This is a genomic window from Promicromonospora sp. CA-289599 (genome assembly GCF_050936155.1).
In the GTDB taxonomy this organism is placed as follows: domain Bacteria; phylum Actinomycetota; class Actinomycetes; order Actinomycetales; family Cellulomonadaceae; genus Promicromonospora.
In genome coordinates this window covers 2,671,622-2,692,550 of the sequence record NZ_JBNJNI010000001.1, presented here as the reverse complement: position 1 = coordinate 2,692,550, position 20,929 = coordinate 2,671,622, and the positions used below count along the sequence as shown (strand labels likewise).

25 protein-coding genes and 1 riboswitch are annotated in these 20,929 nt (G+C 70.7%); of the genes, 14 read left to right on the top strand and 11 right to left on the bottom strand.

Annotated features, from left to right (window positions below):
* The first annotated feature begins 11 nt into the window (after positions 1–11).
* The gene (locus tag ACQEVI_RS12005; protein WP_432898711.1) at positions 12–344 is read left to right on the top strand and encodes a TfoX/Sxy family protein; all 333 of its coding nucleotides are present in this window, start codon (positions 12–14) and stop codon (positions 342–344) included.
* Between the two features lie 80 nt (positions 345–424).
* On the opposite strand, the gene ACQEVI_RS12000 is transcribed toward ACQEVI_RS12005, so the two are convergent.
* Positions 425–1,834: a PLP-dependent aminotransferase family protein gene (locus tag ACQEVI_RS12000; protein WP_432898709.1), complete on the bottom strand. Its 1,410-nt coding sequence runs from the start codon at positions 1,832–1,834 to the stop codon at positions 425–427.
* Between ACQEVI_RS12000 and ACQEVI_RS11995 the strand changes: the two genes are divergently transcribed.
* From ACQEVI_RS11995 to ACQEVI_RS11975, 5 genes are all read left to right on the top strand, one after another.
* Positions 1,833–2,798 carry a DMT family transporter gene (locus ACQEVI_RS11995; RefSeq protein ID WP_432898706.1) on the top strand — a complete coding sequence of 322 codons (966 nt, stop codon included), beginning with the start codon at positions 1,833–1,835 and terminating at the stop codon, positions 2,796–2,798. The two genes, ACQEVI_RS12000 and ACQEVI_RS11995, sit on opposite strands and share 2 nt — an antisense overlap.
* 29 nt (positions 2,799–2,827) lie before the next feature.
* Positions 2,828–3,190, top strand: a complete 363-nt coding sequence (locus ACQEVI_RS11990; RefSeq protein WP_432898704.1) for a DUF3817 domain-containing protein — start codon at positions 2,828–2,830, stop codon at positions 3,188–3,190.
* An 84-nt stretch (positions 3,191–3,274) separates the two neighbouring features.
* The gene (locus tag ACQEVI_RS11985) at positions 3,275–3,796 is read left to right on the top strand and encodes a VOC family protein (RefSeq protein WP_432898702.1); all 522 of its coding nucleotides are present in this window, start codon (positions 3,275–3,277) and stop codon (positions 3,794–3,796) included.
* 40 nt (positions 3,797–3,836) lie between these two features.
* On the top strand, positions 3,837–4,655 hold the full coding sequence (locus tag ACQEVI_RS11980) for a MerR family transcriptional regulator (RefSeq protein WP_432898700.1): 819 nt from the start codon (positions 3,837–3,839) through the stop codon (positions 4,653–4,655).
* 446 nt (positions 4,656–5,101) lie between these two features.
* Positions 5,102–5,605 (top strand): FBP domain-containing protein, encoded by a 504-nt coding sequence (locus ACQEVI_RS11975; protein ID WP_432898697.1) that lies wholly within the window; start codon positions 5,102–5,104, stop codon positions 5,603–5,605.
* Between the two features lie 93 nt (positions 5,606–5,698).
* Here ACQEVI_RS11975 and ACQEVI_RS11970 read toward each other — a convergent pair whose 3' ends face one another.
* The gene (locus tag ACQEVI_RS11970; RefSeq protein WP_432898694.1) at positions 5,699–5,956 is read right to left on the bottom strand and encodes a hypothetical protein; all 258 of its coding nucleotides are present in this window, start codon (positions 5,954–5,956) and stop codon (positions 5,699–5,701) included.
* 80 nt (positions 5,957–6,036) lie between these two features.
* Between ACQEVI_RS11970 and ACQEVI_RS11965 the strand changes: the two genes are divergently transcribed.
* Positions 6,037–6,555, top strand: coding sequence for a DUF664 domain-containing protein (locus tag ACQEVI_RS11965; protein ID WP_432898691.1), 519 nt, complete (start codon positions 6,037–6,039; stop codon positions 6,553–6,555).
* Positions 6,552–7,301 carry a GH25 family lysozyme gene (locus ACQEVI_RS11960; protein WP_432898689.1) on the top strand — a complete coding sequence of 250 codons (750 nt, stop codon included), beginning with the start codon at positions 6,552–6,554 and terminating at the stop codon, positions 7,299–7,301. The genes ACQEVI_RS11965 and ACQEVI_RS11960 overlap by 4 nt, the downstream gene beginning before the upstream one ends.
* Before the next feature lie 30 nt (positions 7,302–7,331).
* Here ACQEVI_RS11960 and ACQEVI_RS11955 read toward each other — a convergent pair whose 3' ends face one another.
* Complete coding sequence (locus tag ACQEVI_RS11955) at positions 7,332–7,850, bottom strand: GNAT family N-acetyltransferase (protein WP_432898685.1); 519 nt, start codon at positions 7,848–7,850, stop codon at positions 7,332–7,334.
* 80 nt (positions 7,851–7,930) lie between these two features.
* On the bottom strand, positions 7,931–9,040 hold the full coding sequence (locus ACQEVI_RS11950) for a DNA glycosylase AlkZ-like family protein (protein WP_432898683.1): 1,110 nt from the start codon (positions 9,038–9,040) through the stop codon (positions 7,931–7,933).
* A gap of 80 nt (positions 9,041–9,120) precedes the next feature.
* On the opposite strand from ACQEVI_RS11950, the gene ACQEVI_RS11945 reads away from it, so the two are divergent.
* The 4 genes from ACQEVI_RS11945 (at position 9,121) to ACQEVI_RS11930 (ending at position 12,395) form a co-directional block, all read left to right on the top strand.
* On the top strand, positions 9,121–9,744 hold the full coding sequence (locus ACQEVI_RS11945; protein ID WP_432898680.1) for a SigE family RNA polymerase sigma factor: 624 nt from the start codon (positions 9,121–9,123) through the stop codon (positions 9,742–9,744).
* Positions 9,741–10,886 carry a PASTA domain-containing protein gene (locus tag ACQEVI_RS11940; protein WP_432898677.1) on the top strand — a complete coding sequence of 382 codons (1,146 nt, stop codon included), beginning with the start codon at positions 9,741–9,743 and terminating at the stop codon, positions 10,884–10,886. Before ACQEVI_RS11945 ends, ACQEVI_RS11940 begins: the two co-directional genes overlap by 4 nt.
* Positions 10,887–10,952: 66 nt before the next feature.
* Complete coding sequence (locus tag ACQEVI_RS11935) at positions 10,953–11,399, top strand: SRPBCC family protein (RefSeq protein WP_432898674.1); 447 nt, start codon at positions 10,953–10,955, stop codon at positions 11,397–11,399.
* A 345-nt stretch (positions 11,400–11,744) separates the two neighbouring features.
* The gene (locus ACQEVI_RS11930; protein ID WP_432898671.1) at positions 11,745–12,395 is read left to right on the top strand and encodes a C40 family peptidase; all 651 of its coding nucleotides are present in this window, start codon (positions 11,745–11,747) and stop codon (positions 12,393–12,395) included.
* A 98-nt stretch (positions 12,396–12,493) separates the two neighbouring features.
* Here ACQEVI_RS11930 and ACQEVI_RS11925 read toward each other — a convergent pair whose 3' ends face one another.
* Both ACQEVI_RS11925 and ACQEVI_RS11920 read right to left on the bottom strand, forming a co-directional pair.
* The gene (locus ACQEVI_RS11925) at positions 12,494–13,555 is read right to left on the bottom strand and encodes a S8 family serine peptidase (RefSeq protein ID WP_432898668.1); all 1,062 of its coding nucleotides are present in this window, start codon (positions 13,553–13,555) and stop codon (positions 12,494–12,496) included.
* Positions 13,556–13,700: 145 nt separating this feature from the next.
* On the bottom strand, positions 13,701–14,594 hold the full coding sequence (locus ACQEVI_RS11920) for a hypothetical protein (protein WP_432898665.1): 894 nt from the start codon (positions 14,592–14,594) through the stop codon (positions 13,701–13,703).
* Positions 14,595–14,759: 165 nt separating this feature from the next.
* A riboswitch (cyclic di-AMP (ydaO/yuaA leader) is annotated at positions 14,760–14,957 on the top strand.
* A gap of 47 nt (positions 14,958–15,004) precedes the next feature.
* Between ACQEVI_RS11920 and ACQEVI_RS11915 the strand changes: the two genes are divergently transcribed.
* Positions 15,005–15,694 carry a C40 family peptidase gene (locus tag ACQEVI_RS11915; RefSeq protein ID WP_432898662.1) on the top strand — a complete coding sequence of 230 codons (690 nt, stop codon included), beginning with the start codon at positions 15,005–15,007 and terminating at the stop codon, positions 15,692–15,694.
* Positions 15,695–15,843: 149 nt separating this feature from the next.
* Here ACQEVI_RS11915 and ACQEVI_RS11910 read toward each other — a convergent pair whose 3' ends face one another.
* Both ACQEVI_RS11910 and ACQEVI_RS11905 read right to left on the bottom strand, forming a co-directional pair.
* Positions 15,844–16,785 carry a hypothetical protein gene (locus ACQEVI_RS11910; protein ID WP_432898659.1) on the bottom strand — a complete coding sequence of 314 codons (942 nt, stop codon included), beginning with the start codon at positions 16,783–16,785 and terminating at the stop codon, positions 15,844–15,846.
* Positions 16,782–17,048, bottom strand: coding sequence for a GlsB/YeaQ/YmgE family stress response membrane protein (locus tag ACQEVI_RS11905; protein WP_432898656.1), 267 nt, complete (start codon positions 17,046–17,048; stop codon positions 16,782–16,784). Before ACQEVI_RS11905 ends, ACQEVI_RS11910 begins: the two co-directional genes overlap by 4 nt.
* A 212-nt stretch (positions 17,049–17,260) precedes the next feature.
* Between ACQEVI_RS11905 and ACQEVI_RS11900 the strand changes: the two genes are divergently transcribed.
* Complete coding sequence (locus ACQEVI_RS11900; RefSeq protein WP_432898653.1) at positions 17,261–18,106, top strand: ion transporter; 846 nt, start codon at positions 17,261–17,263, stop codon at positions 18,104–18,106.
* Positions 18,107–18,135: 29 nt separating this feature from the next.
* Here ACQEVI_RS11900 and ACQEVI_RS11895 read toward each other — a convergent pair whose 3' ends face one another.
* Genes ACQEVI_RS11895 through ACQEVI_RS11885 form a run of 3 tightly spaced genes read right to left on the bottom strand, consistent with a single transcriptional unit; the run spans position 18,136 to position 20,741 of the window.
* A complete protein-coding gene (locus tag ACQEVI_RS11895) occupies positions 18,136–18,507 on the bottom strand; it encodes a type II toxin-antitoxin system VapC family toxin (RefSeq protein WP_432898651.1) in 372 nt (123 codons plus the stop codon).
* Complete coding sequence (locus ACQEVI_RS11890) at positions 18,504–18,737, bottom strand: type II toxin-antitoxin system Phd/YefM family antitoxin (protein WP_432898649.1); 234 nt, start codon at positions 18,735–18,737, stop codon at positions 18,504–18,506. The genes ACQEVI_RS11895 and ACQEVI_RS11890 overlap by 4 nt, the downstream gene beginning before the upstream one ends.
* Before the next feature lie 51 nt (positions 18,738–18,788).
* Positions 18,789–20,741 carry a class I tRNA ligase family protein gene (locus ACQEVI_RS11885; protein WP_432898646.1) on the bottom strand — a complete coding sequence of 651 codons (1,953 nt, stop codon included), beginning with the start codon at positions 20,739–20,741 and terminating at the stop codon, positions 18,789–18,791.
* Positions 20,742–20,929: the final 188 nt, after the last annotated feature.

Below are 20,929 nucleotides of genomic sequence, written 5' to 3'. Positions count from 1 at the left end.
GCCTCGTTCGCATGGCATACGACCTTGCCCTCGCGGACGAGATCCGGACCGTGCTGGACGGCGCGCCCGAGGTCACCGAGCGACGCATGTTCGGCGGGCTCTCGTTCATGGTTAACGGCAATCTCGCGGTGGCGGTGCGCGGCTCGGAGGGGGTCCTGGTCCGTGTGGGACCCGACGCCGCCGAGGAGCTGGAGCGCACCACTGGTGCCACGCGCGCCGTGATGGGAGCGCGAGTCATGGCCGGCTGGCTGTCGGTAGGGCCCGACGATCTCGGCACCGAGGAAGAGCTGGCCGGCTGGGTACGGCGCGGCGTGGACCACGCCAGCTCGCTGCCGCCGAAGTAGACGCCCGTCACCGTTGACCATGTACCTGCTGCCAAGAATCGGGTTTGCGTGGCAGCAGGTACATGGTCAACGGGAAGGGCTCAGCCCTGACGCGCCAGCATCTCGCCGATCACGCGTGCGCCCTCCGGGAAGGCCCCGGGATTCGGCCCGGAATAGTTGAGTCGCAGATAGGCACCGGTGGGTTCGGCGGGGAACCACTCGTCGCCCGCGGCCACTACGACGCCGGCCGTCTCGCAGTCCCGGACCAGGCGCGCGACGTCGGTGGGGTCCGGGAGCCGCACCCAGAGGTTCAGACCACCCTGGGGCACCACCTCGACCCGGGCGGTCGGCGCGTACTCCCGGAGGGCACCGAGCAACAGGTCCCGGCGTGCGGCGAGCCGCTGTCGCTGGGCGCGCAGGTGGGTACGCCACCCGGGCTGGGTCACGACATCGAGCGCGACGGCCTGCAGCATCCCACTCACGTACATGGCCTCGGCCTGGGCATCGGCGAGGATCCGCTCGCGGGCCGGACCGCGAGCGACCAGCCCGGCGACACGCACCGCCGGCGAGACGCTCTTGGCCAGCGAGCGCAGGTAGACCACGTGCCCGCCGTCGTCACGGGCGGCGAGGGGCACGACGTCCTGGGCGATGCCGAAGTCGTGCGCCCAGTCGTCCTCGATCACGAAGGCGCCGTGCGCGCGGGCCAGGCGGAGCACCTCGTCGGACAGGTCGGACGACCAGCGAGCGCCGGTCGGGTTGGCGTAGCTCGGCTGTGCGTAGAGGGCTCGGGCACCGGTCCGGTCGAAGGCACGCGCGAGCTCGTCCGGGTCGGGGCCGTGGGGGCCGCTGGGCACCGGCACGAGCTGCACACCGACCTGCTCCGCGGCGAGGATCGCGCCCCAGTAGGTGGGCGATTCCACGAGCAGCGGGCGGCCGGTGCCCACGAGGGCGCGGAAGATGGTGCTGAGACTGGCCTGGCTGCCGGGGAAGACTATGACGTCGCTCGGGGCCGGGGGTGTTGTCCCGACAGGTGCCGCACTGCCCAGCTCGGCGGCGAACCAGGTCTGCAGCTCCGGGAGTCCAGCGGCCGGCGGGCGCGCGACGGCGGCGTCGCCGCGCGCAGCCCTGGTGAAGGCCGCGCGGACCAGGCGTTCGGGCAGGAGTTCCCGATCCGGGTAGCCCGAGTGCAGCGCGATCACGTCGTTCGAATGGGTGTGCAGGGCTGTCGCGAGCTGTTGGACGGCCTTCGGCCGTGGGCCGAGGGCCGCCGTCTGCCAGCCGTAGTCGTGGGGGCGCGGTACGCGCACCGCCCGGACGAACGTACCGACGCCCGGCCGCGTCTCCACCACACCCTGCGAAGCGAGGGTGTGCAGCGCCTTCTGCACCGTGACGGGGCTCGCCCCGTACTGCGTCACGAGTGCCCGACTGGAGGGCAGCCGGGCCCCCGGCGCGGCGGCGGCGATCCACTCGCGCAGGCCGGCGACAATGCGAGCACTGCTATTGTCATACATGACAGCCAACAGTAGCGCTACTCTCCAGACCGCACCGCCGCTATCCCCGGCGCGGGCCGGCCTCTGGTGGGGCCTCCTCGGGGTCGCGGCCTTCTCGTTCACCGTCCCCTTCACCCGCATGGTGGTCGACGGCGGGGGCATGTCACCACTGTTCGTGTCCTGCGGCCGGGCCGTCGTCGCGGCCGCGCTCGCGGCGATCGCCCTGGGTGTCACCAGGCAGCGCCGGCCCAGGGGCAGGCAGTGGGCGCGGCTCGCTATCGTCGCGGGCGGGGTGGTGTTCGGCTTCCCGGTGCTCACCACGTTCGCGCTCGCGACGGCGTCGGCGAGCCACAGCGTCGTCGTCATCGCGGTGCTGCCGGCTGTGACGGCGGTGCTGGTGGTGCTGCGTGTGCGCGAGCGTCCACGGGCATCGTTCTGGGTGACAGCCGTGCTGGGCGCGGTGGCGGCGGTCGGTTTCGCCGCCGTGCAGGGCGGCGGGCTCGGCGGGCTCCACCATGCGGACCTGCTGCTGATCGGGGCGGTCGTCGCGTGTGGTTTCGGCTACGCGGAGGGCGGGCTGCTCGCCCGCGAGCTCGGCGCCTGGCAGACCATCTCGTGGGCGCTCGTGCTGGCCGCGGCCCCGATGGCGTTGCTCACCGGCGTCTCGCTGGTGCAGGACCCGCCGACGGGAACCCCGCTCGACTGGGCGCTGTTCGGCTACCTCGGGGTGGTGAGCATGTTCCTCGGCTTCTTCGCCTGGTACCGGGGCCTCGCGATCGGCCCGATGGCGCAGGTCAGCCAGGTCCAGCTGGTCCAGCCGGTGCTCAGCATCTGCTGGGCGGCGCTGCTGCTGCACGAGCAGCTCACCTGGGCGACCGTGCTCGGCGGGGCGGCGGTCATCGCCTGCGCGGGCACGGCCGTCCGGTCCCGGCTGCGGCAGCCGGACGGTGCGGAGCACCGTCCGGCGTCGGGCAGACTGGGGTGACCAGCCACCTCGCCTCCGGAAGGTTCTGCATGCCCGCGATGTCCCGTCTCGGCCGCCTGTTCGCCATCGTCGCCTGGATCGAGGCGTTCACCTGGGCCGGACTCCTGGTCGGCATGTTCCTCAAGTACGTCACGGAGACCACCGAGGCAGGGGTGTGGCTGTTCGGCCGCCTCCACGGCGGCGCGTTCGTGCTATTCGTCGGGGTCACGCTGTTCGTGGCGGTCAAGCTGCGCTGGGGCTGGTTCCGCACGCTGGTGGCCCTCGCCTCGTCGGTCCCGCCGCTGACCACGCTGCTCGCCGAGTGGTGGCTCAAGCGGACCGGCCACCTCGCCGACCCGGCCGACCGCGAGGCGACGGCACCGACGGCGGCCGAGCTGGAGCCCACCCGCTAGTTCCCGGCCGGCGCCGGTACGCGGCTCGACCGAAATTCCGTACGGACTTGAACCTGACGCCACGTGAGGGCTGACGCTGGCGTCATGACCGACACCTACCCTGCTTTCGACATGGGCCCCGTGCCCCTTCCCGCGCTCGACGCCGAGCCCGCCGAGCTGTTCCGCGGCATCTACGGCATGCCGATGTTCGTGAACGCGCCTACCGGAGACATGGCCGCTTCCGTCGAGTTCTGGACCCGCGGCCTCGGCTTCTTCGAGCTCTTCGCGGCTCCGGGCCGGGTCACCCACCTGCGTCGGTGGGCGTTCCAGGACGTCCTGCTCGTCCCGACGGACGACCCTGCAGGCGTCCTGGCCACCCCACCGGCGATGACGGTGACCTTCTCGTGCGTGCTGAGCCAGGTGGACCAGATCGCGGCGGCCTGCGAGGAGCTGGTGCCCGGGAGCACCACCGGTTCGCGTCGGACGCCGTGGAACACCATCGACCTGGACGTGGTCACGCCGGAGAACGTGCGGGTGATCATGACCGCTGCCCGACCCTACGACCCGGACAGCGCCGAGGCCCAGAGCCTGCGCGACGAGCTGGGCATCGAGGGGCCCTCGGCGTGAGGCCGTCCCGGTGACCGCGACGGCTGCGAGACTTGCCGTGATGACGCACCGGAGCACTACTGGCGCGGTGCCGCCGGACGGCTTGACCGTCGGCGGCGCCGCGTCCGTCGTGGGCGTCACCGTCCGGACGCTGCACCACTGGGACGAGGTGGGGCTGGCCGGCCCGTCCCAGCGCACGCCCGGTGGGCACCGGCTCTACGACGCCGCCGACGTCGCCCGGCTCCACCGGGTCCGCCTCTACCGCGAGCTCGGTGTCCCCCTCGCCGATATCGCGGAGCTGCTCGACGCGCCGACCGAAGACGCGGAGGAGTCGTTGACGAGGCAGCGGGACCAGGTGCGCGAGCACATCGCGCGTCTGGAACGTTCGGCGGACGCCCTGGACCGGCTGATCGAGACCCGCCGCTCAGGCGTCCTGCTCCCGCACGACGAACAGGTGGCCATCTTCGGCACGACCTGGCAGCCGTCCCGGCAGCTTGAGGCCAGGGAACGCTGGGGCGACAGCGAGCAGTGGGCCCAGTACGCGGAACGAGCAGCGGACCGGAGCCCTGAGGACTGGCGTCGCATCATGGCGGACGTCGAGGTGCTGCACACCGACCTGGCCAAGGCGCTGCGCGACGGCGTGCTGCCGGGAAGCGCCCGGGCGAACGCCCTGGCGGAGCAGCACCGGGCGTCGATGGGTGCCTACTTCGACTGCACCCACGCGATGCAGGTCTGCCTGGCCCGGTCCTACGCCGAGGACCCGGGCTTCCGTTCGTTCTACGACGACCTCGAGCGAGGTCTCGCCGAATGGCTCCGCGACGTCGTGGACGCGAACGCCCTGGCCCACGGCGTCGACCCGGAGACCGCCACCTGGACGTGAGCCGGATCGGCCCGCGGCGCGCTGCACGTACCGGGCGGACGCGGGCCGTCAGCCTGTGGCAAAAAGCACGTGTACCGCGCAGGGTACGTGTCGTAGCATCGAGGGGTCGGCTGTGCGGCGATCTTGCCCGGCCGGCCTCAGGGATCACACAAGGAGCGAGAGATGCGGGTATTCACCGCGGGATGCGGGGCGGCCGTCGCGGCCTGCTCGGGCAGTTCCCGGACCCGCGTCACGGCTCTCTGAGTCACGGCAGCACACCGCACCGACCGCTTCGGCGGTCACGCGCGCTGTCGCCGGACGTCGGAGGGCGGGCGCGGCATCGACCCCTGCCCTGCCGCCTGCCGGCCCGGTGACCGAACCGATCGGTGACCGAGTCGCCGTCGTGCACTCGTTGACGACGGCCGATGCCGGCCGGCGGCCTCCGAACGACCGGAAGCCGATACCCCATGAATCCTCTGACCGAGAAGCAGATCCGCGCGTCCTTCCTGAACGCGAGCAAGCGGGAGGCCGCCCAGGCCACCCTCCCGGACCTCGACACGCTCGACTGGGAGCGCCTCGACTACCTCGGGTGGCACGACCGCAAGGCGCCGCTGTCCGCCTACGTGGTGCTCGAGCTCGACGGCGAACCGACCGGCGTGCTGCTGCGCGCCGCCGAGGCCAAGTCGAGCAAGCGCACCAAGGGCGTGTGCGCCTGGTGCGAGGACGTCGTCGTCACCGACGACGTCTCCCTGTACGTCGCCCGCCGGGGCGGCGCCCCGGGGCGCAACGGGAACACGATAGGCACCCTGATCTGCACCGAGTTCGGCTGCTCGCGGAACGTGCGGCGCAAGCCGACGTTCACCGAGGCGGGCAACGACCCGGCCATGCGTGAGCTGATCACCGACCGGCGCATCCTGGGTCTGCGCGAGCGGGCCGCACGGTTCGTCGCAGAGGTCGGCAGCACGCGCTGACGAAGGTGTCGGGCGCACAGGTCCCGTAGGCCTGTGCGTCCGACATGCGCGGATGCGGACGGTCGGACGGCGCCGGGGCGCACCACCGCCGGTTCACGCGGCCGAACCGACCCCGGTCCGCAGGCGCGCAGCAGCCGCGACCGCGGCCTCGCACCACACGACGGCCGGCCGGTCGACGGCGCCGTGCACCACGATCTGGCGGCACAACTCGCCCAGGCCCTCAGTGGCTGCCCGCTCCGCGTCGACCCCCGGGTACATCCGGCGCACGGAGAAGACGACGGCGCGGCGGTGCGCCGCCCACTCCGAGGGGTTCGAGGCGAGGCCGTAGGTCCTGCTCCTGGTCTGCTTCATGCACTACAGACGCACCAGCGGCCCGGATGTCACAGCACTTCCGCGACCAGGTTGTCAGTGCCTCGAAGTAACCTCGCCCCGTGCCCCTCTCCGACCGCGAGCCACGCCTCGACACCGCCGACCCGGCCGCTCTGTTCACCGCCTACCTGGACTACTACCGGCACGCCGTGGACCGCAAGCTGCGCAGCCTGTCCGACGTCGATCTGCGGGCGTCCCGGCTCCCGTCCGGCTGGTCACCGCTCGAGCTGCTGATCCATCTGGTGCACATGGAGCGGCGCTGGTTCCGCTGGGGCTTCCTGGCGGAGCCGGTGGACCACCCGTGGGGCGACCACGCGGCCGAGGACCCGGACGGACCGTGGGCAGTGCCCGACGGCGTAGGCCTGGAGGAACTCCTCGAGGCGCTGCACGCGGGCGGCGCGGTGTCCGGCGAGGTGCTCGCGACGCACTCCCTGGACGAGCGAGGTGCGGCCGGCGGCCGGTTCACCGAGGACCCGCCGACGCTCGCCTGGATCTGCTTCCACGTGCTCCAGGAGTACGCCCGTCACGCGGGCCACCTGGACGTCTTCGCCGAGCTGGCGGGCGGTGCGACCGGCGAATGAGCAGACGCAGAGCCCTATGGAAGACGACTGCGTGGACGACGACGGCGGTCGTCACCGTCCTTGCCGTGCTCGGCGTGCTCGTGGCCAACGGCGTCGTCTGGCCCAACCGGATCCTCGCCGCCCGGTACGACGTACGAGGGGTGGACGTCGCGCACTACCAGGGGGAGATCGACTGGGACGTGCTGGCCGCACAGGACCTCGACTTCGCGTGGATCAAGGCCACCGAGGGCGCCTCGCACACCGACCCACGGTTCGCCGAGAACTGGGCGGCCGCTACACGGACCGACCTGCTCGTCGGGGCGTACCACTTCATGAGCTTCGAGAGCTCGGGGGCCGACCAGGCCGCACAGCTCGCCGCCGAGGTCCCGGCGACCCCCGGCACCCTCCCGCCCGTGATCGACCTTGAGTTCTACGGCTCGTACTTCGAGAACCACCCGACACCGGACGAGGTGCACGCGATCCTGGATCCGCTGGTCGCGGGGATCAGGGAGCACTACGGCGCCGCTCCGATCGTGTACGCGACGGAGGAGGCCTACGACCTCTACCTGGCGGGCCGCTATCCGGACCTGCCCGTCTGGATCCGGTCGGTCGCGTGGGCACCCGGCCTGTCCGACGGCCGCGAGTGGACGGTATGGCAGTACTCGAACCGCGACCGGCTGCCCGGCTACGACGGCGTCGAGCCGTACATCGACATGAACGTGTTCGCGGGCACGCGCGCGGAGCTCGAGGCCCTCACCCTGGACTGAGCCGCCAGCTCCAGGTCAGGGCAGGCCGCGTCAGGGCAGCGAGATGGTGCCGACCAGGACACCGCCGCTGTCCACCACCTCGAACCCGATGCGCTCCAACGACTTCCGCACGATCGCCGACCGCGCAGTCGTCCGCGCCACCAGGCGCTTCGCGTCCATGGTCTGTGCCGCGGCGAAGGCCCAGTAGGCCACCTCGCCGGAGATGCCCTGACCGCGGTACGACTGACCGAGCCAGAGGCCGACCTCCCGTGCGGCCGGGTCGCCGTCGACCAGGGCCAGGCGCGCAGCCCCCACGATCCTGCCTCTGGCCTTGACCGCCCAGGTCACCTCGGGGACCGGGGAGTGCGGGTTCACGCGGCACCGGCGGTGGTACTCCCTGAACGCACCCTTGCGTAGCTCGGTCCAGTTCGTGCGGGGTTCGGTGGTCGACTCGCCCGAGGCGGGCGGCATGACCTCTCCGGGCAGAGCCTCGGCAACGGCCAGGGCCAGGAGGCCTTCGAGCACTTCCTCGTCCACGGGAACCAGGTCGACCATCATCTGCGACGTCACCTCGCGGATGATAGTCGCATTTCGGACTTGCTGGGACTGGTGAAACTTTCAACCACCTGACTGCGGGTCAGGAGGGCCGCCTATGCCTCCCTGGCATAGTCGACCCGGCCCAGTCCCAGCCACGAGGCGAGCAGTTCCACCTCGGCATGCACCGCGTCCATGGTGGCCCCGTCGAACGGCAGGTCCTCGTGCACCGCGAACACGTTCAGCACGCCCGCCTTGCGGTCCGCCTTCGCGTCGAGCTTTCCCACGAACCGTTCCCCGTGCAGGATCGGCAGCGCGAAGTAGCCCCAGCGGCGCTTGCCCTTCGGCTTGTACATCTCGAGCGCGTACTCGTAGCCGAAGAGGTCGAGGAGCCGGGGCCGATCAGCGGCTATGGCGTCGAACGGGGACAGCAGCGCGGTCCGGGGCTCGAACTCGTCGTCCACCCGCTCGAGCAGCTCGGGATCGGCGCGCCACTCGCCGTCGACCCCCTCGATCTCGACCACCTCGCCGGGCAGGTCCACCCACCAGCCGCCGTCGCCCGAACGGCCCTGCACCCGCTTGCGGGAGATGCCCTCGGCAGCCAGGCGCCGCGCCACCCGCTCCTGGACCGCCTCCTCCAGCGGCACCGCCTCGACCTGCGGATAGACCCGCTCCGCCAGATCCCACAAGCGCTGCCTGCCCTTGCGCCCGACCATCGCCAGCTTGCCCTGCATGTTCAGCGCCTCGAGCATCTCGGCCACGCTCCGGCGACTGCTCCATCCCTCGGCGCCCCAGGTGTACGGCACGCGGGCGGTGTCCGGCACGTCCTTGGCGAGCACCGGCCCGTCCGCCTCCACCAGCGCCAGCACCGCACGCTCGAACTCTGCGTTGTCGGCGAGCCACTGCCGCATGGTCTCGTTCTGGGGCCAGCGGGCCATCTGCTCCAGGTACAGGGGCAGGTCGACCATCGACCGCACGGTGCCACGCAGCTGGAACAGCATGCGGTCGGAGATCGCGTCGTCGACCGCGCCCTGCCAGTACTCGTTGCCGAGCCGCGACCAGGCGACGAGGTCCACCGCGGGCGCCACCGCCGACGTCGGGTCCACGGAGAGGAACGTCAGATCCTCCACCAGGTGCACGAGGTCCACCGGCCGGCGGGCGTCGAGCAGCTGAGCGCGCAGTGCGATGCGTCGCCCCTGTTGCACGGTGAGCCGATGCGTAGCCATGCCGCGAGGATACGGAAGGGCACCGACAGTCTCCCGAGCGACCGACTCAACCTTTCGTGGTGCTGGACCGTGAAGGAGGCATGAGCATGCCAATGGTCGCGGGGCGTTCGAGCCCCGACAAGGTTCAGGCGATCGACGTGGTCGTGGTGGGGGACAAGGAGGCCGAGTTCGCGGTCTTCATGGCGCGGTCCGCCCCGGCCCTCGCACGCACCGCCTGGCTGCTGTGCGGCGACACGCACGTCGCCGAGGAGCTGGTGCAGCAGGCCCTCATGAAGACGTATCTGGCCTGGCCGAAGGCACGGCGAGGCGAACCCCTCGCGTATGCGCGCCGGATCCTGGCCAACGCGCGGATAGACACGTGGCGCAGGCACCGGCGGGAGGTCCTCATGGCCTCCGACACGCTGCCCGACCGGCCCGGCGGCGGCCCCGGCCCGGCCGAGCGGCACGCCGAGCGGGACCGCCTCAGCCGCGCCCTGCTGACGCTCCCGACGAAGCAGCGCCGGATCGTGGTGCTCCGCCACCTCGAGGGCCTGACGGAGCGTGAGGTCGCCGACGCGACGGGTGTCTCCGTCGGCACCGTGAAGTCCACCGCGTCACGCGGCCTCGCCCGCCTCCGGGAGCTCCTTCAGGCGGAGGACCAGGCAGACGCCGCACGCACCACGGCAACCAGCACGAGCGCCACGGACGAGAGGAGTGCGTCATGAACGACGACGAGCAGTTCGCAGCGAGCCTGCGCACCCAGGTGACCCAGGTCGCGCCGAAGATCGACGTCGACGTCACCCGAGTCGTCCCCGCTGCCCGACGGCGTCGGGCGGCCCGGGTGGGCGGCGCCACCCTGGCCCTCGGGCTGGCGTTGGGTGGCGGAGCCTGGGCAGCCACCACGATGGAGCCGCCGGGCACCGCCCTGCCGGGTGGTTCGATGACGACGGAGGTGGAGCCGTCACCGGAGCCGAGCGGGCCGCCCGTGACGTCGGTCGAGGGGGACAGGCTCCCCGGAGAGCCCAGCAATCCGGTCGAGAGTCACCTCACGCCGCCGCCGGGCTGGCGCGACGCCACCTACTTTCATGTCGTGACCCGCAGCGACGTGACCAAGCAGGGCGAGGAGCGCGAGGACGACTCGCCGTTCGGGCTGGAGCGCTGGTATGGCGACGGTGTCGCCTTCGAGCTCACCCAGAACGGCCCGGCCCTGCTCAGCGTCCTCGACTACGTGGGGCTCGGCCACACCGAGAGCACCAACGTCGACCTCACGTGGGCAGAGCTGGCGGAGCTCCCGACGCAGCCGGACGCTCTTCACGATGCCCTGCTGGACACCTACGAACCGGCCGGCCAGGGCGAGAAGGCGGTGCTCTACGCGGCGACAGGCCTGGCCACCGGAGTGGCGCCCGCCTCGACCGAGCTGCGCGCCGCGGCGTGGGAGCTGCTCACGAGCCTTCCCGGCGTCGAGGTGGCGCAGGACGTCCAGGACTCGGAGAACCGTCCGGGCACCGCCGCGACCTTCGAGCTGTGGGACCGGACCACCACGGTCATCTACGACGAGGAGCAGGACGTCCCGCTCCAGGTCGAGGAGTCGCTGGGCAAGATGCACTCCCTCTCGGTGTACCTCGCGACGGAGTTCACCGAGCTCCCCGACGAGGTCGCCGACAGCGCCATCGAGGTCCCTGACTTCGACGCGATGACGGTCGAGGATGCCGGGCTCGCCTGCCAGCAGGCGCATCTCACCTGCATATTCGAGGAGACGCGGTCGGACACCGTGCCCGAGGGAACCGTCATCTCGTCCGACCCGGAGGCCGGCGCTCTGGTCGCCTGGGGCGCCCTGGTCACGCTCCAGCTCTCCATGGGTTCCTGACCTGCTGGTTCCCCACGGGCCCCAGGCCATGCCGGATGCTGTCGAGCCCGGCGTAGCCTGGGGCCCGTGGCCCACGCCTACCGCACCAGCACCCGGGTAGAGGCGCCCGCCGACGTCGTCTGGCAGGTGCTGTCCGACGTCGAGCGCATGCCCACCTGGACCGGCTCCATGACCGGCGTGACGATCCTGGGCACCGAGCCGACGATCGCCGTCGGCTCCCGTGTCGAGCTGACGCAGCCCGGCCTGCCACCTGCGGTCTGGGAGGTGGACAGCCTCACCGAGGGCAGCGGCTTCTCCTGGTCGAGCAGCACCCCGGGCGTGCGGTCGGGGGTGGCCCACCGGATCGCGCCGGTGTCCGACGTCGCGTGCGAGCTCACGCTGGCGGTCGCGCAGAGCGGGATGCTCGCCGGGCTGACCAACCTCGCCCTCGGCTCCCGTGCGCGGGAGCTCGTCGACGTCGAACTGGCCGATCTGAAGGCCGAGGCGGAGCGTCGCGCCCTGGAAAAGGGCTGACCTGCCACCGCAGATCGGCATGTCGCATTGTTTCTCGCGCGGGTTTTTTATGCCGCCTCAAGACCATATCGGTCAAAAGAATGGCTCTTACGCTGGGAAAAGAGGGCTGTCGAAAAGTTACCCATGCTTCACGCGCCTTGGTACTTCACGACATGTGTTATCTGATCGAGACAGAGTGATGACCCGTATGTAGCGTCAGATCCGTTGTGCCACCGGAGGCACAATCGTGAGCCCCATTCCCCAGATCGGTACGGGCGCGCGAAACCGGCGACTTGGAGAACTTCGGTGAGTACCACCGTCCGACGCGGTCGACACCGCGCCGTTCACGCTCCTAGCACTCCCCTGATGACCGTGACCCGTACTGCCGCCCGCTCGGGTGCAGTGATCGCGGCATCGTCCGGACTTCTCGCGACGGCGTTCGCACCCAGCGCACACGCCGCCATGGGAGACGGTTCGAACCGCCTGGCAAGCAAGGAGCTGGCGGCGGCTCCGGCCGTGCAGGTCGCGACCGACGCGAAGCTCAAGATCGAGAGCAAGGCCGTCAAGGTCACCCCCGCTCCCGAGCCCGAGCCAGAGCCCGTCGTGGAGACCACCACCCACCCCGAGGCGGAGGCCGCGACCGAGAAGGTCGAGCCGGCCACCCCGGACTACGCGTCCGACGGCTCCATCGGCGCACAGGCTGTCGCGATCGCCATGCAGTACATCGGTATCGCCTACACGTACGGCGGCGAGTCGCCGGGGTCGGGCTTCGACTGCTCCGGGCTGATCAAGTACGTGTACGCCCAGCTCGGCGTCGACCTGCCGCACTCGTCGTCGTCCATGGTGGCATCGGGCTACCAGGTCGCGTCGCCCATCCCCGGCGACATCGTGTGGACCCAGGGCCACGTCTCCCTCTACGCGGGCGACGGCATGGTCGTCGAGGCCGCCAACTACGGCACCCCTGTGCGCCACACCGCCCAGTGGCAGGACTACGCGGTCTACATCCGCCCCTACTGACCTGATCCGCGCAGTAGAGCGCCTGTCCGGCTTCCGCACAGGGTAGACCTGCGGAAGCCGGACAGGCACTCTACTTCCGCCCTACTTCGCGGATCAGGTCAGTACGCGACCGCTGCGGCCGCGTCGACGATGCCGTACCCGTACAGCGGGGTCCACACACCGACGAGGCCCAGGAGCGGGTCGCGCGCGGTGCCGAGGATCGCGCTCTCGACCTCTGTCATCGACCGGCCCTGGCCGTAGAGCAGCGCCGCGACCCCTGCCACGTGCGGCGTCGCCATCGACGTGCCCGCGTAGGCGTCGTAGCTGCCGCCTGCGCACGTGTCCGAGCCCGTGCCCACGGGCACCGTGGACCAGACGTCGCCGTCGCACCCGTTCAGACCGCCCGCGCCGCCGGGCGCCGAGACGCTCTTCAGGTCGAGCTTGATCGGGAGCTCCGAGTAGTAGGCGTGGAGCCCGGCCGAGTCCGTGGCCCCCACGCAGATGGCCGAGCTGGTGAAGGCCGGGTCGCTGCACAGCGGCGTCGACGAGTTGCCTGCCGCCGCGACCGTGAGCACCCCCCGCTCGCGGGCGTACGCGATGGCGTCGCGCATCAGGGTGTCGAGGCCGATGATCGTCAGCAGCTGCCCGCCAGGGGCCGAGCCCAGGGACAGGTTGATGACGTCGGCGCCGTTGTCGGCAGCCCACCGGATCCCGTCAGCGATGTCCTGCGACGAGCCCGTACCGGCCTCGAGGACCTTGACCGGGAGGACCTTGGCACCGGGAGCCACGCCCGCGACGCCTATGCCGTTGTCGGCCGCGGCGGCGACGATGCCTGCCACGTGCGTGCCGTGCTCGTCCCCGTCGTTCTGGCCGTCAGGGCCCCTGAAATCCCCGTCGCCGCACGGGCGGACGTCCGCGCAGCCGGTAAAGGTGGCACCCGGCAGGAGCTGGCCGGCGAGGTCCGGCTGGTCGAAGTCGACGCCCGTGTCGACGACGGCCACCACCGCACCCTCACCCGTACCGGCCGACCAGGCGGCCTCGGCGTTGATCTGGTCCAGACCCCACTGCTTGTCCCGGAGGGGGTCGTCGGTGGCAGCCTGCGCACCGGGTGCCACGGCGGCGAGCACCGCCACGGCGAGCGCGGCGGAGGTGGCGGCGCCGACGAGTGACTTCCTGTTCATGTGTGCCCCCTGTGTTCGCTCGCGGGCCGGATACCCCCGAACTTGGACAAACCTACGGGGACCGGACAAGCGTCGAACAGGGCCCGCAACGCACGGCGGGTGAAAATTTACACGCTCGCAATCAGCACGGGCGCGAGCTGACGCCTCAGGCCCAGGCCTCGGAGAGCTCGCTCTCGTCCGCCGCTTCCCGGGAGAGCCGGAGCGCTGCGATCGCCGCACCGAGCAGCAGGGCGACCACCCAGGCGCCCAGCTGGTGCGTGTCGGGCACCATGGCCGCCGAGGCGAGCTCGTGCGCCACGATCGCCGCTGCGGACAGCGGGTTCTCCGTGAGCGCGGAGCCCGGCCAGATGTTTTCCTGCACGGCCAGGAGGGCCGGCCCGGCTGCCTGCAGCACCCATACGATGCCCGCGGTCGGCAGCCAGCCGAGAAGCTCGAGCGGCCGGCTGTCCACCGCCAGTCCGAACGCGATACCGAGCGCCACCGCGAAGATCCACCACGTTCCGGTGGGCGACACCAGGCTGCCCGGCACCAGACCCCACAGCCAACCGTCCAGGAGCACGACGGGCAGGGCCAGGGCGGGCCCACGCAGGACGGCCGGGCCCAGGGCCACCAGGAGGCCGGCCGCCAGCCCCACGACCCCGGCAGTGACGGTGACGACGAGCATCCCGAGCGGCGCGGCGTCACCGGGAGCACTACCGCGGATCGCGAGCAGGCACGAGGCACCGCCCGCTGCGGACATGGCGAGCAAGGTGCCCGTCGTCGCGGCAGCCGCGCCAGCCCTTCCCGAAGCCGGGATGCCCGCGGTGAGGCCGCCGAGGAGGCCGCCGAACAACGCCATGACGACCAGGCCGACCACCGCGTCGTCGGCGGTGAACGGGAGCGGCAGGAATCCGGCGGAGCGCACTGCCGAAGCCTCGGCAAGACCTGTGACCTCGTACAACACCTGCAGGAGCCAGGGTAGAAACCCGCACACCCACCAGACGACGGCACTGATGGGAAGCACCCACCAGGCGGAGACGCGATATGCGCTTTCACCCATGCCGCCGAACGGTAGCCGATGTATGTGATGTCGGTCATAGCCCATGAAGACCGGAACGGCGCAAATCTGCGCCTTCTGCGGGTGGGACCGGAATGCGTAACCCGATCGTGACTTTTCTGGGGAACGTGTGTACTTTGACTTCTGCCCCACCACATCGGTGAGGCCGTGAATCGGACGCCGAATCCTGTCACCGGTTCATGACCAGACGTTCGAGACAGGAGCGGGGGACCCACCTTCCCGGGCGACAGCACCATCGTCGCCCTCGGGGTGAAGCCGGACGGAACCCCCCAGTAGCCGTGCGGCCGGGTGTGTACTCCTACCCGAACCCGACAGCTGACCTCGCAGGCGGTACAGGAGACATTTAGGTGACGAACTCCATTCGCGGACGGCATCGTGACAGCCGTCCGGCCATGACACCGCTGACCATCCTTGCTCGTACCGCCACAGAGAACGCCGGCACCGTAGCCCGCCGAGGAGCCATCGCCGCAGCAGCCGGTGGCGTCCTGATCTCGACCATCGCGACGACGGCCCACGCGGCCCCCGCCATGGATCTGAAGACCGACGTGAAGTCCGCCAAGCTGAACACGGTCGACCTGCAATCCCTCACCGCGGTGGCCAAGCAGGCGGTCGCCGCGGCCCCCACCGTTACCGTCCCGTCCGACGCGAAGATGCCGATCGAGATGGAAGCGCTGGGCACCTCCTCGGGCGCCGACGGCAAGAAGGGCGACGGCCCCGCCGTGGTCTCGGTCGACGCACCGGACCCGGTCCCGCTGGGCGAGCAGGCCATCAACATCGCCTTCAACTACCTCGGCATCACGTACGTGCTCGGTGGGGCGTCGCCGGCCGAGGGCATGGACTGCTCCGGCCTCATCCAGTACACGTACGCACAGCTCGGCGTGAACCTTCCGCACTCCTCGAGCGCGATGCTCAGCTCCGGCTATCAGGTCACCTACCCGGAGCCCGGCGACATCGTCTGGACGCCCGGCCACGTGGCCCTGTACGCGGGCGACGGCATGATCATCGAGGCGTGGGCGGCCGGCATGCCGGTGCGCTACACCGAGATGTGGCAGAACAGCCCGACGTTCATCCGCGTCGTCTGAGCCGGAGCGGAACCGCAGGCCCAGAGGATACAAGTAGAGCCTGAGCCAGCCACAGAGCCTGAGCTACCGCAGTACATCGCGAGGTGTCGCCTCCGCGCCGGGTTTCCGCCCGACGCCGGAGGCGGCGCCTCTCGCGTGTCCGGGGTCGGTCACTCCGGCCAGTCGCAGTAGTCCGCGACGAAGGAGTAGAGGTCGGAGCGCGCGGTGTCGGGCATCGGCACGTAGACCGGCTCCTGCCGGACGCCGTCGACGCGCGCGTACACCGGCAGGAACGTGCCCCGCTTGTCCTCTGCCACCGCGTGGACGTCGCAGCGAGCGGGCACCACGGCGAGGGCCACCTCGCCGGACCCTTGGCCCGCCAGGTCCCGGCCGACCCAGCCCGAGGCCTCGCCGCCCGGGTCAGCATTGCTCATCAGGGTGGTCCCGGCGATCCGGTCGAGGGTGACCTCCGGGCCGCCGTCGACCCGCTCGATCCGCAGGGTGACCAGGGCGGTCAGCTCGCCGTCGCGGGTCTCGACCGGGACGTCGGGATCGACGGTGAGGTCAGCACCCGCCGCTACGGCCGCTGCCGAGCAGTCCACCGTGTGGTTCCGGGCGAGGTGCCCTATGGGATCGCCCACCTCGTCGACGGGGATGTCGGTCGCCGGACCCAGGTCGTCGCCCTCGCCGAGAGCGAGCGTGATCGTGGCGGACGGCGCGGCCGCCGTCGCGGCACCGTCCTCCGCCGCCGGGTCCGCGCAACGCGCCTCGCCCAGCCCCACGAAGACAGCGCGCGTGGCGCCGGGCCGCAGCACGAGGGTGCGCCCCTCCTTGGTGGGGTGCGACGGCCCGAACTGCTCGGTCCGCAGGGCCCCGGAGAGGAGAGTCATCGTCTCGTCGGAGTCGTTGGTGACCTCGAGCCGGATCTCCCGCTCGGCGTACTGCTCGCGACCCTGCGCCACCTCGACGCTGAGCCGGGAAGCGACGTCGTCGGGCACCGCACCCTTCGTGGACGACGGCGCGCCGCCACCCGTACACGCGACCGCGGCCGCGGAGACCATCGACGTCAGAAGGACGAGGATGGCTCCGCGGCCGCGGTGTGCTGCGATCAAGCAGTCTTGCGGCGGCCGAAGATGGCCTGGACGATCAGGATCACGATGATCGCGCCGATCACCGAGAAGAGCCAGCTCTCCCAGGACCAGAACTCGTCCAGGCTGATGTCGAAGATGAGCCCGCCGAGCCACCCACCGAGCATGGCGCCGAGCACACCGAGGAGCAGTGTGAGCCAGAAGCCACCCGGCTGCTTGCCCGGGATGACGATACGGGCGATCACGCCGGCGATCAGCCCGAGGATGAGAAACGCAAAGAAACCCATGATGTGTTTCCTCCAGAGTGGTGTGGCTTGCTTGCGACTACCTCAGCACTGATCGCGCCGACTTGCCACCGGACCCGCCGAATCACTCCCAAATTGGGACATTGCGCCCAGCGGAATCTCCGGCCGAACACCCGCGCTACAGTTCGGCCGGGCAAGGGCCCGAGGCAGGACCGGGGCAGGGGCCCCGGGCACGTGACAGCAAGGGAGACCGCATGAACCAGGCGATCGGCACACCGGCCGAGTCGCGGATCGAACCGCGCACCTGGAGGGGGCGGCTCCGCGCGTTCCTCGACCAGAGGTGGTTCGTCAACCTCGTTCTCGTGGTGATCCTGGCGAACGCCCTGATCCTGGGCGCAGAGACCATGGTGAGCGGAACTGCGCTCGACATCCTGATGGTCATCGACCACACCATGCTCGGCTTCTTCGTGGTCGAGCTGCTCCTGCGGATCGTCGCCCATGGTCGCAAGTTCTTCCGCGACCCGTGGAACCTGTTCGACCTCGCCGTCGTCGGCATCGCCCTGCTCCCCGCCAGCGAGTCCCTGTCCGCCCTGCGTGCCTTGCGGGTGCTCCGCGTGCTGCGTGTGATCACGGTGGTGCCGTCGCTGCGCCGCGTGGTGGACGGCCTACTGCGGGCCGTGCCGGGCATGGGTGCCGTGGGCGCCCTGCTGGTGCTGGTCATCTACGTGGCGGCGGTCATCGCGACCGGCCTGTTCGGTGAGGCCGCGCCCGAGTACTTCGGGCACCTGGGGACCTCGCTGTTCACGCTGTTCCAGGCCATGACGGGCGAGGCCTGGCCCGACATCGCCCGCGTGGTCATGGAGACCCATCCGTGGGCCTGGGTCTTCTTCGTGCTCTACATCCTGGTGGTCAGCTTCGCGGTGCTGAACCTGTTCATCGCCGTCATCGTCAACGGCATGGAGGAGATCTCCGAGGAGGAGCGCAAGGACGACGCGCAGAAGGACGAGCGACTCGACAACCTGGCCGCGCAGAACCGCGAGATCCTCGCCGAGCTCCGCTCGCTGCGCACGAAGCTCGACGAGGGCGGCACCGGCGCCTGACTCATGGTGATCGTGGATCGCGTCGGAACTCAGACGATCCTGACGTCGTACTTCGGGATGCGTTGATCCACGGTCATGAGGGCGACGTCCTCGACCTGGGCCTGGGCAATGAGCATGCGGTCGAACGGATCACGATGGATCCATGGCAGGTCGCGAAGCTGCCTGGCGTGCTCCGAGGCGAACTCAAGTTCCAGGAATCCTTGGTCTCGCAGGTATCGCGTGATGTCAACACCGACCTTCAGCCTGCCGATCGACTCCTTGATCGCGATCTCGGCGATGCTGATGGCGGAGAACCCGACCAGGTTGGCAGCATCGCCAAGGACCTCTCGGTGCCGCTCGGACAGTTGCCCGTCATCCATCAGCCACCAGAGCAGGATGTGTGTGTCGGCGAGGATCCTCATGCGCCGTACCAGTCCGTCAGTTCGCCCTCGGTCATGTCGTCGAAATCGTCTGCGATCCACACCTTGCCCTTGAGGACGCCCGGCTTGCGTTCTGACCGGTGCGGCGCGAGCGGCACGACGCGCGCGACCGGCTTGCCGTGCCGCGTGAGGATCGTCTCGGTTCCTTCCTCCGCAAGTGAGACAACGCGCGAAAGGTGGGTCTTGGCCTCGTAGATGGTCATCGCAGTCATGAGCCAAGTGTCTCTGGTCTGGTCAGACCTGGTCAATACTTCTGGCGCGATTCAGCTGAGCACCACGTTGACCAGGTGCGGCGGCCGCACGACCACCCGCCGCACCGTCCGGTCACCTACCGCCCGGGCGACCGTCGGCCGGGCCAGGGCCACCCGCTCCAGGTCGGCCGCCGTGACGTCGGCGGGCACCGGCAGCCGGTCGCGCACCTTGCCGTCCACCTGGACCACCGCCTCCACCTCGGTCGTCACCAGCAGCGCCGGATCCACCGCCGGCCACGGCTGCGCCGCGACCGGCGTCGTGTGCCCCAGCCGCTCCCACAGCTCCTGGGCGGCATGCGGGGCGAACAGGCTCAGCAGCACGGCCACCGCCTCGACCGCCTCGCGGTAGGTCTCCGCGCGCTCGCCCGCCCCGCCGTCCGACGTCGCCCGCCGCACCTCGCCCACCAGCTCCATCAGCCGGGCGATCGCCACGTTGAACCGCCCTGCCTCGACCAGCCCGTCGACGTCGTGCACGGTGCGATGCACCGCCCTGCGCAGGCTCTCCGCCGGTCGGACCTGTCCGTCCGCTGGTCGGGCGTGTCCAGACCCGGGTCCCGACAGGCTCGACCAGCGGTGGTCCGGGTTCGCGCCGTCGGGGACCAGGCGCAGCACCCGGGCCAGGAACTTCCGCATCGCCTCCGGCGAGACGTCCGCCCAGTCGACGTCGTCCTCCGGCGGACCCGAGAACAGCATCGCCAGCCGGACTGCGTCCACCCCGTGCCGGTCCAGCTCCGCCGCCAGGTCCACGCCGTTGCCCAGCGACTTGCTCATCGCCTTGCCGTGGTTGACCACCTGGCCCTGGTTCATCAGCCGCGCGTACGGCTCGGACGAGGGCACCAGACCCATGTCGTACAGCACCTTGGTGACGAACCGCGCGTACAGCAGATGCATCGTCGCGTGCTCCACCCCGCCCACGTACAGCGCGGCGGGCATCCAGCGCGCGGCGTCCTCGGGGCGGAACGGGCCGCCGTCGTAACCCGGGGACAGGTAGCGCAGGAAGTACCAGGACGAGTCCACGAACGTGTCCATCGTGTCCGTGTCCCGCTCCGCCGGGCCGCCGCACCGCGGGCAGGTCGTCCGTACCCAGTCACGCGCTCCGGCCAGGGGCGAGACGTCGCCGGGGACCAGCTGGGCGCCCTCCAGGTGGGGCAGCTCGACGGGCAGCTGGTCGTCCGGCACGACCACCTCACCGCACTCCGGGCAGTGCACCACAGGGATGGGCGCGCCCCAGTACCGCTGCCGGGACACCAGCCAGTCGTGCAGGCGGTAGGTCGCGCCGTCCGGGCCGTCCTGCCGGCCGATCCAGTTGCGCTGCATGGTCAGCACGTGCGGCGGCCAGCCCGGCTCCAGCAGCTCCATGTCGTCCAGCAGGCGGTCCGCGTACGCCGTGATCCGGAAGAACCACTGCGTCAGTGTCCGGGCGACGACGCCGGTGCCGCAGCGCTCGCACGCACCGTCGACCACCTGCTCGTTGGCCAGCACCGTGCGGTCCTTCGGGCACCAGTTCACCTCTGCCGCCGCCCGGTAGGCCAGCCCCCGCTCGTGCAGCCGGGTGAACAGCCACTGGGTCCAGCGGTAGTACTCCGGCTCGTGGGTGTGCAGGCGCCTGGACCAGTCGAACGAGACGCCGTAGCGCCGGATCGACGCCGCCTGGGTGGCGATGTTCGTCTCCGTGTACGCGGCGGGGTGCTCGCCACGGCGGATCGCCGCGTTCTCGGCAGGCAGGCCGAACGAGTCCCAGCCGACGGGGTTGAGCACGTCGAAGCCCTTGGCCCGCCAGTGCCGCGCCACGACGTCGGTGATCGCGAACACCTCGGCGTGGCCCATGTGCAGGTCGCCCGAGGGGTACGGGAACATCGTCAGCAGGTACCGGCGGGGGCGGGCACCGTCGTCGGACGCCTCGTACAGGCGGTCCTGCGCCGAGCCCTCGTCGGTCGGTCGGGGGGTGGGGTATGTCGCGCTCATCGCTCTCGCTCTCCGGTGCGTCGATCGGGTCCGGGCACGAAAAAGCCCCTCGCAAGGAGGGGCGGCCGCACCGGGTGTGCCCGATCGAGGGGCTGGTCCGGTGCGGCTACGTAAGCAGCGAGCGTGCGTTGCGCATGCGGCAACGATACGTGCACCCGTCGAGCCGGGTAAAGGAACTTCGGGCAGGA

Coding starts and splice junctions, on each gene's coding strand:
- ACQEVI_RS11985 (WP_432898702.1), top strand. CDS start 3,275: ATGACCGACACCTACCCTGCTTTCGACATGGGCCCCGTGCCCCTTCCC.
- ACQEVI_RS11915 (WP_432898662.1), top strand. CDS start 15,005: ATGACACCGCTGACCATCCTTGCTCGTACCGCCACAGAGAACGCCGGC.
- ACQEVI_RS11900 (WP_432898653.1), top strand. CDS start 17,261: ATGAACCAGGCGATCGGCACACCGGCCGAGTCGCGGATCGAACCGCGC.
- ACQEVI_RS11945 (WP_432898680.1), top strand. CDS start 9,121: ATGAGCATGCCAATGGTCGCGGGGCGTTCGAGCCCCGACAAGGTTCAG.
- ACQEVI_RS11920 (WP_432898665.1), bottom strand. CDS start 14,594: ATGGGTGAAAGCGCATATCGCGTCTCCGCCTGGTGGGTGCTTCCCATC.
- ACQEVI_RS11975 (WP_432898697.1), top strand. CDS start 5,102: ATGAATCCTCTGACCGAGAAGCAGATCCGCGCGTCCTTCCTGAACGCG.
- ACQEVI_RS11895 (WP_432898651.1), bottom strand. CDS start 18,507: ATGAGGATCCTCGCCGACACACACATCCTGCTCTGGTGGCTGATGGAT.
- ACQEVI_RS11995 (WP_432898706.1), top strand. CDS start 1,833: ATGACAGCCAACAGTAGCGCTACTCTCCAGACCGCACCGCCGCTATCC.
- ACQEVI_RS11930 (WP_432898671.1), top strand. CDS start 11,745: ATGACCGTGACCCGTACTGCCGCCCGCTCGGGTGCAGTGATCGCGGCA.
- ACQEVI_RS11980 (WP_432898700.1), top strand. CDS start 3,837: ATGACGCACCGGAGCACTACTGGCGCGGTGCCGCCGGACGGCTTGACC.
- ACQEVI_RS12005 (WP_432898711.1), top strand. CDS start 12: ATGGCATACGACCTTGCCCTCGCGGACGAGATCCGGACCGTGCTGGAC.
- ACQEVI_RS12000 (WP_432898709.1), bottom strand. CDS start 1,834: ATGTATGACAATAGCAGTGCTCGCATTGTCGCCGGCCTGCGCGAGTGG.
- ACQEVI_RS11925 (WP_432898668.1), bottom strand. CDS start 13,555: ATGAACAGGAAGTCACTCGTCGGCGCCGCCACCTCCGCCGCGCTCGCC.
- ACQEVI_RS11890 (WP_432898649.1), bottom strand. CDS start 18,737: ATGACTGCGATGACCATCTACGAGGCCAAGACCCACCTTTCGCGCGTT.
- ACQEVI_RS11970 (WP_432898694.1), bottom strand. CDS start 5,956: ATGAAGCAGACCAGGAGCAGGACCTACGGCCTCGCCTCGAACCCCTCG.
- ACQEVI_RS11960 (WP_432898689.1), top strand. CDS start 6,552: ATGAGCAGACGCAGAGCCCTATGGAAGACGACTGCGTGGACGACGACG.
- ACQEVI_RS11885 (WP_432898646.1), bottom strand. CDS start 20,741: ATGAGCGCGACATACCCCACCCCCCGACCGACCGACGAGGGCTCGGCG.
- ACQEVI_RS11905 (WP_432898656.1), bottom strand. CDS start 17,048: ATGGGTTTCTTTGCGTTTCTCATCCTCGGGCTGATCGCCGGCGTGATC.
- ACQEVI_RS11990 (WP_432898704.1), top strand. CDS start 2,828: ATGCCCGCGATGTCCCGTCTCGGCCGCCTGTTCGCCATCGTCGCCTGG.
- ACQEVI_RS11940 (WP_432898677.1), top strand. CDS start 9,741: ATGAACGACGACGAGCAGTTCGCAGCGAGCCTGCGCACCCAGGTGACC.
- ACQEVI_RS11950 (WP_432898683.1), bottom strand. CDS start 9,040: ATGGCTACGCATCGGCTCACCGTGCAACAGGGGCGACGCATCGCACTG.